Consider the following 8,352-nt stretch of genomic DNA (forward strand, 5'->3'; position numbering starts at 1 on the left):
GCATGGCGATCATCGCGCTGGTGTCAGCGAAGGGTTCGCCCGGCGTCACGACCTCGGCGCTGGCCTGCGCACTGGCCTGGCACCGACGGCTGGTGCTCGCCGAATGCGACCCGGCCGGCGGCTCGATCCTCGCCGGCTACCTCGGCGGCCAACTGGACGGCCCACGCGGCATCGGGGAGCTGGCCGTCGGAGAGCTGCGCGACGGCAACCTGGAAACCGCGTTCTGGTCGCAGCTCGTCGACCTGGACGCGCCCCGCCGGGAACGACTGCTGCTGCCCGGGCTCGTCGATCCGACACAGGGCGGCAGCGTCACGCCGCTCTGGCAACGCTTCGCCGACTACTTCAACGCCCTGGATCGCGGCACCCCCGGCTACGACGTCCTGGTCGACTGTGGCCGGCTGCACGTGACCGGGCCACCGTGGCCGGTGCTGCGGGCCGCCTCGGTGGTGCTGCTGGTCACCCGGGCGCAACTGCCGGACCTCTCCGGCACCAGGGCGGTGGTCACCGCGATCGAACGGGACTTCGCCGAGCACCGGGTGCCGCCGGGCACCCTGCGGCTGCTACTGATCGGCGACGGGCACGGGCGAGCCGAGATCAGCCGCGCCCTGAAGCTGCCGGTGATCGCACGGCTGCCGCACGACCCGCGTACCGCCGGGGTGCTCGCCCTGGGTGGGACCGTGCGGACCGGACGGCCGCTGATGCGCGCGGCGGCCTCGCTGGAGGTGCCGGTCGGGGCACTCCTGGAACGGCGGCGGGCCCGGCTCACGTGGCCCGTGCAGCAGGGGGTGCCGGATGCGGTTTGAGCCGGTCTCCGCCGACCCGCGCCAACAGCCGCCGGGTGTCACCTCCACCGCGCCGCCACTGGCCGTGCCGAACGGCCGACACCACCAGTCGGTGCCGATGCCGCAGCCGTTGCCCGCGGCCACACCGCCGCCGGAGTCCGCACCCCGGCCCCGGATGGACTTCCAGGTGGTCCGGGAGCTGCGCCGGGAACTCACCGAACGGCTCACCCTGTGGCAGCGCGGCCGGGAGTTCACCGTCGACGAGGAGGACACCGAGCGGGCCCGGCTCGCCGTCGCGGTGGTCGCCGAGTACGCGGACGCCGTCCGGCGGGCCGGCACGCCGATGGCCGCCGATGAGGAGCGCCTGCTGCTCGACCAGGTGACCGCCGAGCTGGTCGGGCTCGGCCGGCTACAAACCCTGCTGGTCGACGACACCATCGAGGAGGTGCACATCCTCGGCTGCGACCAGGTGCGCATCACCCGGCACGGCGGTGGGGTGGACTGGGCCGAGCCGATCGCCGACAGCGACGCCGAGCTGGTGGAGATCCTCCAGGCGGCGGCCCGCCGGGCCGGCGCGACCGAGCGGTCCCTGTCCACCGTGAAGCCCACCCTCGACCTGCAACTGCCCGACGGCAGCCGGCTGGCCGCGGTGTTCCTCGTCAGCCACCGCCCGTACGCGGTGATCCGCAAGCACAACACCCTCGACGTGAGCCTCGACGATGTCGCGGGCACCCGAGGTGACCTCGACGAGATGATCGACCCGCTGCTGCGCGACTTCCTCCGTGCGGCGATGCGCGCCGGGTTGAACATCATGGTCGCCGGGCTGGCCGGAGCCGGAAAGACCACGATCGTCCGGGCACTGATGAACGAGATCCCGCCCGACGAGCCGTACGTGCTGCTGGAGGAGAGCCGGGAGCTGCTACCGGCCCGCCGCCGGGAGCGGCACCGGGCGGTGATGAGCTTCGAGGCCCGGGAGGGGCACGGCGAGCGCGGCTTCGACGGCCGACCGGCAGGTGAGGTGACCATCGCCGACCTGATCCCGCTCTCGCTGCGGATGGGCGTGCTGCGGATCATCGTGGGCGAGGTCCGGTCCCGGGAGATCGTGCCGATGCTCCAGGCCATGACCACCAGCCGGGGCTCGATGTGCACCATCCACGCCCGTACGGCCTCCGGGGTCGGTGAACGGATCGTCGAGCTGGCGCTGGCGCACGGCCGCGAGATGACCGTCGACCAGGCCCGCCGGATGGCCGGCAACGCCCTCGACCTGATCGTCTACGTCACCGTCGAGGACGAGACCGCGATCGGCGGGCGTAAACACCGGTTCGTCTCCCATGTGGAGGAGGTGATCGGGGCTGGCGAAGCCGGCCGGATCACCACCACCACCGTCTTCGGGCCCGGCCCGGACGGCCGTGCGGTCCCCCGGCACCTGCCGGAGCGGGTCCGCGACCAGTTGCTGCGGGTCGGGTACGACGTGCGGCTGCTGACCCGCTGGATCGAGGCCGGAGCCGGTGCGTGGCGGCGGCCCCGGCAGACCCGACTGACCCGGCGGTGACCTGATGGGAAACAGCCTGGAGTTGGTCGCGGTGGTCTCCGGGGCGGCCTGTGTGGCCGGGCTGCTGCTCGCCGTGGTCGCGCTGGTCGGCACCCGTCGGCCCCCCGGGCCGCGCCCGGGTGGCGGGCCGGGCCTTGGTCGGCTGTGGCGCGGACCCGGCACCACCCCGGCCGAGCAGCGGGCCCACCAGGCACTGCTGGTCGCCGCACTGGTCGCTGGCGCGTTGGCTTTCCTGCTGACCGGGCTGCCGGTGGTGGGTCTGCTGGTGGCGGTGGCGGTGCCCGGCACCCCGTGGCTGTTCGGAGTGGGCAAGGCCGAGCAGCGGGCGATCGCCCGGATCGAGGCGGTCGGCGAGTGGACCCGCCGACTCAAGGACGTCTCCGGCACCGGGCAGGGCCTCCAACAGTCGATCATCGGCACGATCAGCAGCGTGCCACCCGGCATCGAGGACGAGGTACGGCTGCTCGCCGCCCGTCTGCAGGCTGGTTGGATGGCCCGCTCCGCGCTGCTGGCGTTCGCCGACGAGATCGCCGACCCGGTCTGCGACCAGGTGGTCGCGGCGCTGATCCTGCACCTCTCGGACCGGGGTGAGCGGCTGGGTGACGTGCTCGGCTCGATCGCCGGCGCGGCGTCCGCGGAGGTGGCGACCCGCCGGGAGATCGAGGCCAAGCGCACCCAGCCCCGGTTCGCGGTGCGCTTCCTCACCGGAATGACCCTGGCGACCCTGGCGTACGGGCTGATCAACACCGAGTACATCAAGCCGTACGGCACGCCGGTGGGTCAGGTGGTGATGGCCGCCCTCGGCGCCGCCTTCATCGGCCTGCTGGCCTGGGTGCGGTCGATGAGCCAGCCGCAGCGGCCAGCCCGGTTCCTGCCGGCGCCCGACCCGAGCGAGGTGATCGCGTGAGCGTGATCCTGAACGTGCACCTGGCCATCGCGGTGTGCGGCGGGGCGGCCATCGGGTTGGGTGTGTTCCTGGTGGTCCGGGAGCTGGTGCCGGCGACTCCGGCGCTCAGGCCGGCGCTGCGCCGGCTGCACCAGCCGCCGGGCACCGGCCGCGTCGCCACTCCCGCTTCTCGACGGCTGGACTGGCTGGCCGGGTTGTCCCGCTGGCTGCGCCCGCCGCACCGGCAGCTCGCCCTGATCGGCCAGACCCCCGAGCAGTACGCGCTGTCGGTGCTGCTCTCCGCGCTGATCGGGCTCGCCACGCCGACCGTGCTCGGGGTGGCGCTGTTGGTGCTCGGCGTCTCGTTCCCGCTTGTCATACCGGTGCTCGGCAGCCTCGGCCTGGCACTGATGGGCGGGTTGCTGGCACACCGGGCCGTGCTGACCAAGGCCGATGCCGCCCGGGACGAGTTCCGCCAGGCCGTCTGCACGTACCTGGACCTGGTGGCGTTGCAGCTCTCCGCCGCGCATGGGCCGGTGCAGTCGCTGGAGCGGGCGGCGGCGGTCTGCGACGGCTGGGTGTTCGACCGGCTCCAGGAGTCGTTGCGGATCGCCCAGATGCAGATGCACGCGCCCTGGGACGAGCTGCGCGACCTCGCCGACAAGATCGGCATTCCGGAGCTGGGCGACGTTGGCGCGATCATGCGCTCCTCCGGCAGCGAGGGGGCGCAGGTGCACGAGACCCTGCGCAGCCGGGCCGACTCGCTACGCGACCAGATCCGCACCGACAACCTCGCCCGCGCCGAGGGGGTGACCAGCCGACTCGATATCCCGGGCGCACTGCTCGTCTTCGTGCTGCTCGGTTTTGTCGTCTATCCGTTCATCGCCCGTATTTGACCTCATCCCTGAAGGAGCACGCCATGTCCATCCTCAGCTACCTGCACGTCGCGCTGACGACGCGCCTGGCCGAGCTGCGCCACGACGGCGAGCGCGGTGACAGCCCGGTGCCGACCGCAGTGATCATCTTTGGGCTGGTCTTCGTCGCCACGATCGTCACTGGCCTGGCCCTGAGCAGGGCCAACAACTGGATGACCAACATCCCGACCTTCTCGAACCCCACGGCCCCGTAGTAGCCGACATGAGTCGAGCCCCGATCCCGAGGTGGCACCGGGCGGTCACCGCCGCCCGGCGCCACCTCGCGGCCGGTGACCGGGAGCGGGGTGCCAACCCGGTGGAGCTGGCCGTGATGATGCCGCTGATCCTTGTGCTGCTTTTCGCCTCGATCCAGGTCGCGGCCGTCTTCCTCGCCCGCTCCACCGCGTTGAACGCCGCCCAGAGCGGCGTCAACGCCCAGCGGCTGCACCAGGCCGGGGACGGCGCCGGGGTCAACCGCGCCACCGGATTCCTGGAGGCTGCCGGCGGCTGGCTGGTGGGCTGGGACAAGGCCGGCCCGAGCTGCGTCACCACCGACGACGTCGAGGTGACCTGCACGGTGAGCGGCCGGTCCCTGTCGGTGGTGCCCGGCGTGGACTTCGCGGTGCGGCAGACCGCCCACGGGACGGTGGAAAGGGTGACCCCGCCATGAACCGCACCACCGAGCGGGGCTCGGTCTCCATCGAGGTGGCGGTCCTCGCGCCCGCCTTCATCGCGCTGATGGTGCTGGCCGGCGTGGTCGGGCGCAGCGCGGTGGCGGCGGAGGCGATCGGTGCCGCCGCGCACGACGCAGCCCGCGCCGCCTCGATCTCCCGGGACGCGGGCGACGCCCGAACCGCGGCCTTGGATGCCGCCCGGAAACAACTGGACTGGCACGGCTTGGCCTGCACCAACGACCTGAGCCCGAGGTTCACCGGCTCGGTGGCCGGCACGTCCACCAGCTTCGACGACGCCTTCAGCAGCCCGGTCGGTGTGGACGCCACGGTGACCGTGGAGATCAGTTGCCTGGTGTCCTTACAGGACATCACGCTCGACATCCTGCCCGGAATGCCGGCCGACAAGCGGATCACGGCGAACTTCACCTCGCCACTGGACCGCTACCGGAGCAGAGCCCTCGGGTCCGGGATCACGGGAGCGGGTTCTGCGGTGAACACGAGTGCGGGTGGCGCGTGATGAGGGTACGGATCAGACACCGTCCCAGATCCAACCCCGGTGACCACCGTGGGAGGTCTCCCCGCAGTCGCCCGGTCCTATCCGCCGACGTGATCAAGCTGTGCACGGAGTGCCGCCGCGAGTTCGTCCTGCTGCCGCTCATCGACGCGTTGGTCCTGCGGTGCGCCCAGGTAGGCGAAGACGCGAGGGCCGCGGCGGTCCTCAGGGAGATCGGGCATTCGTGGCACCACGTGGAAGTGCACGTGGGCGAAGCCCTCCTTCTCGGCGAACTGCACCAGGTAGGTCTTCGCACATCCGGTCACGGCACCCAGGGCCCGGGAGAGCCGGACCTGCCAGGTGCCGAGGCCCGCCGCTTCGGCATCGGTCAGGTCGGCGATCGAGGTCACGTGCCTGCGCGGGACGAGCACCAGCCAGCCCGGCAAGGCCGAGTCGAAGGCGTGGGCGATCCGCCAGTGGTGGTCGACTGCGACGAGCTCACGTGGCGACAGCGAGCCGATCCGTACGTTGTTGTGGCAGGTAAAACAGTCCATCGTCGAACATTAATACGTGATCTCCGATGACGGGGCTTCTCGGCAGGTCAGGACAGTGGCGTCGGGCGGACTCGCACGGCGAGCACGGCCGGGTGAGCATCTTCCTGGCGGTGACGATGATCGGCGTACTCGCCATCGTGGGCCTCTCCTTCGACGGCGCCGGGCAGCTACGCACCCTGCAACGTGCCGAGAACCTGGCCGCCGAGGCGGCCCGCGCCGGCGGCCAGGCCATCGACCGGGCCACTGCGATCGAGGGCGGCCCCAAGCGGATCGACCAGCCGGAGGCTCTCGTTGCGGTGGCCAACTACCTGACGTCCGCTGGCACCACCGGCCACACCGTGAGCTTCCCGCAGGTCGGCGGCGAGACCCTGATCCGGGTAACCGTCACGATCACCTACCAGCGCTCGATGCTCGGGCTGTTCGGCTTCGACAACACGGTCACCGTCACCGGCGAGGCGACCGCGCGAGCCATCACCGCAGGACCGTAGGAAGGAAGGCAGCCATGCCCGTATCGGGTGGGTCCGTCGTACGGCGGACCGGACGGGTCCTCACCGGCATCGGCGCGCTGGCCGTGCTCTGTGCGCTGCTGGCCGGCGCGCCGATCGCGCTGCTGGCCTTCGCCGGCAACCCCCTGCCTGATCACCTACCCACGATCAGCGAGGTGGGCACCGCTCTGACCAGCCGCGACGACGGCCAGCTCTTCCTCCGGGCACTGGCTGTGGCCGGCTGGTTCGGCTGGGCCACATTCGCCTTCTCCGTCCTCGTCGAGTTGGGGGCGCAGAGCCTGCGCCGGCCGGCGCCGAAGCTGCCCGGGATGGGTCGCCAACAGAAGGCCGCCGCCGCGCTGGTCGGCTCGGTCGCGCTGATCCTCGCTGCCAGCCCGGCCGCCGCCAGCGCCGCGGCGATCTACGGCCCCCCGGCGTACGCGAATCCGGACGCACCCGCCGTCGCCATCCTCGCCGCGCCGACCCGCGCGGGCGCGACACCCGATGCGGCGGCCCCGCCGACCCGGAGCGGACTACTCGGCCTGGCCGGCACCGGGCTCGCCGCGCCCGGTGGCTCCGCAGCGAACGAGGAGGCTGAGCCGGTATACCGGGTGGCGCGGGGCGACTACCTCGGCGAGGTGGCCGAGCGTTACCTGGACGAGTTCGGCGACTACCGCCAGCTCGCCAAGCTGAACAAACTCGACGACCCGGACCGGATCCGGCCCGGCCAACTACTCCGACTGCCCACGGAGGCCGCCGACCAGGGGGCCCGCCAGCACGCGACCGGCCGGCTGGTCGACCGGCCCGCGGCGCCAAAGCCGCCTGCGCCCCGGCCGGCGCCCGAGCGGGCGGCACCGGAGCGGACAGCACCGGAGCGTGCGGACACGGCACCACCCAGCGGTACGGAGTCAGCAGGTCAACCGCCCGCGATGACCGTCGGCGCAGCCCGGGCCAGCACCACCGACCGGGTGAACCGACCGTTGGCGGTCTCCGCCGTGCTGGCCGTGGCGAGCATCGTCGGCGCCCAGATCGGTGCGGTACTGGGGCTACGCCGCCGCCCGGCAACCGCCGGGGCGGCTCCTCGGTTAGCCGCGTCCCCCCGCACGCCCCGGGACGGCGCGGGCCGGCGCACCGGCGGCGCGAGCCGGACCGGCGGAAGCAGTGGTCGGACCGGCGGAAGCAGTGGCCGGACCGGCGGAAGCAGTGGCCGGACCGGCGGCGCAGGTCGGACCGGCGGAAGCAGTGGCCGGGGTACTGACGGCACGGGCCAGACCAGCAGCGCCACCAGGCGGACCAGCGGTGGGACCGCCGGAAGCGGTGCCGCGTGGGCCGCCAGCCGGGCGGCCGCAGCCATCGAAGCCTCAGCAACGCCGAACGGCGGCACGGCCCCGATCAGCAACGGCGTGGCACCTCGCGACGGCGGAATGCCACTTCCCGGCAGCGGGATGGCTCCTCCCGGCAGCACGGCGCCCGCCGGTGGCGGGATGGCATCTCCCGGCGGCATGGCCCCCGCCGACGGTGGCATGGCACCTCCCGGTAGCGGGATGGCACCCGCCGGTGCACCGGGCTGGGATGGTGACGACGACTGGGCTGGCGATGGTGTCGAAGGCGGCCTGCTCGCTGGCGGGCACGGCCTGGACTCCGTGCCGGACGGACCACAGGTCGGCCGACACCGACGCAGTTGATCCGGACCCCAGCCCGAGTTTGCTCTCAGCCGCCTGCGACGACCGGCGGAACGCAGAGGCAACGGCCTGGTCACCGCAGTCGGCAGTCGGCAGTCGGCAGCGGCAGCGGCAGCGGCAGCGGCAGCGGCAGCGGCAGCGGCAGCGGCAGCGGCAGCGGACTATGCCGAAGCTCGGGGGCAAGGTGTTGGAGAGCGTCATGACTCTCAGGCACAAATATGACTCAGAGGCATCATCGTCATAAGCAACACCGCCTCCGCAGCATGGAGCATCGGTGTCGGGCGGCCCACCGCGACGCCGGAGGCGCCCGGCGTCAGCGGATCCGATCGC

The 8,352-nt window shown here is 72.6% G+C and carries 10 protein-coding genes and 1 pseudogene; 9 read left to right on the forward strand and 2 right to left on the reverse strand.

The genetic code is table 11. The features are described 5' to 3' along the window. The first annotated feature begins 2 nt into the window (after nucleotides 1-2). The 7 genes from ABZS37_RS07930 to ABZS37_RS07960 are packed head-to-tail and all read left to right on the forward strand — an operon-like array spanning nucleotide 3 to nucleotide 5,325. Complete coding sequence (locus tag ABZS37_RS07930; protein ID WP_354992788.1) at nucleotides 3-803, forward strand: ParA family protein; 801 nt, start codon at nucleotides 3-5, stop codon at nucleotides 801-803. Next, complete coding sequence (locus ABZS37_RS07935; protein WP_355166706.1) at nucleotides 793-2,334, forward strand: ATPase, T2SS/T4P/T4SS family; 1,542 nt, start codon at nucleotides 793-795, stop codon at nucleotides 2,332-2,334. The genes ABZS37_RS07930 and ABZS37_RS07935 overlap by 11 nt, the downstream gene beginning before the upstream one ends. A 4-nt stretch (nucleotides 2,335-2,338) precedes the next feature. Continuing rightward, entirely contained in the window at nucleotides 2,339-3,241 is a 903-nt protein-coding gene (locus ABZS37_RS07940; protein WP_354992790.1) for a type II secretion system F family protein, read from the forward strand. Nucleotides 3,242-3,246: 5 nt separating this feature from the next. Further along, nucleotides 3,247-4,116: a type II secretion system F family protein gene (locus tag ABZS37_RS07945; RefSeq protein ID WP_355167076.1), complete on the forward strand. Its 870-nt coding sequence runs from the start codon at nucleotides 3,247-3,249 to the stop codon at nucleotides 4,114-4,116. Nucleotides 4,117-4,139: 23 nt separating this feature from the next. Continuing rightward, on the forward strand, nucleotides 4,140-4,349 hold the full coding sequence (locus tag ABZS37_RS07950) for a hypothetical protein (protein WP_354992791.1): 210 nt from the start codon (nucleotides 4,140-4,142) through the stop codon (nucleotides 4,347-4,349). Between the two features lie 8 nt (nucleotides 4,350-4,357). After that, on the forward strand, nucleotides 4,358-4,804 hold the full coding sequence (locus ABZS37_RS07955; RefSeq protein ID WP_355166708.1) for a TadE family protein: 447 nt from the start codon (nucleotides 4,358-4,360) through the stop codon (nucleotides 4,802-4,804). After that, nucleotides 4,801-5,325: a pilus assembly protein gene (locus ABZS37_RS07960; protein ID WP_355166710.1), complete on the forward strand. Its 525-nt coding sequence runs from the start codon at nucleotides 4,801-4,803 to the stop codon at nucleotides 5,323-5,325. The genes ABZS37_RS07955 and ABZS37_RS07960 overlap by 4 nt, the downstream gene beginning before the upstream one ends. Nucleotides 5,326-5,402: 77 nt before the next feature. On the opposite strand, the gene ABZS37_RS07965 is transcribed toward ABZS37_RS07960, so the two are convergent. Next, complete coding sequence (locus ABZS37_RS07965; protein WP_355166712.1) at nucleotides 5,403-5,855, reverse strand: HIT family protein; 453 nt, start codon at nucleotides 5,853-5,855, stop codon at nucleotides 5,403-5,405. Nucleotides 5,856-5,881: 26 nt separating this feature from the next. On the opposite strand from ABZS37_RS07965, the gene ABZS37_RS07970 reads away from it, so the two are divergent. Both ABZS37_RS07970 and ABZS37_RS07975 read left to right on the forward strand, forming a co-directional pair. Beyond that, nucleotides 5,882-6,343 carry a pilus assembly protein TadG-related protein gene (locus ABZS37_RS07970; RefSeq protein ID WP_355166714.1) on the forward strand — a complete coding sequence of 154 codons (462 nt, stop codon included), beginning with the start codon at nucleotides 5,882-5,884 and terminating at the stop codon, nucleotides 6,341-6,343. A gap of 14 nt (nucleotides 6,344-6,357) precedes the next feature. After that, nucleotides 6,358-7,407, forward strand: a pseudogene (locus tag ABZS37_RS07975) (LysM peptidoglycan-binding domain-containing protein); the annotation flags it as partial. A 688-nt stretch (nucleotides 7,408-8,095) separates the two neighbouring features. Here ABZS37_RS07975 and ABZS37_RS07980 read toward each other — a convergent pair. Continuing rightward, nucleotides 8,096-8,236 carry a hypothetical protein gene (locus tag ABZS37_RS07980; protein WP_355166716.1) on the reverse strand — a complete coding sequence of 47 codons (141 nt, stop codon included), beginning with the start codon at nucleotides 8,234-8,236 and terminating at the stop codon, nucleotides 8,096-8,098. Nucleotides 8,237-8,352: the final 116 nt, after the last annotated feature.

Source organism: Micromonospora sp. NPDC005413 (genome assembly GCF_040606435.1).
Classification (GTDB): domain Bacteria; phylum Actinomycetota; class Actinomycetes; order Mycobacteriales; family Micromonosporaceae; genus Micromonospora.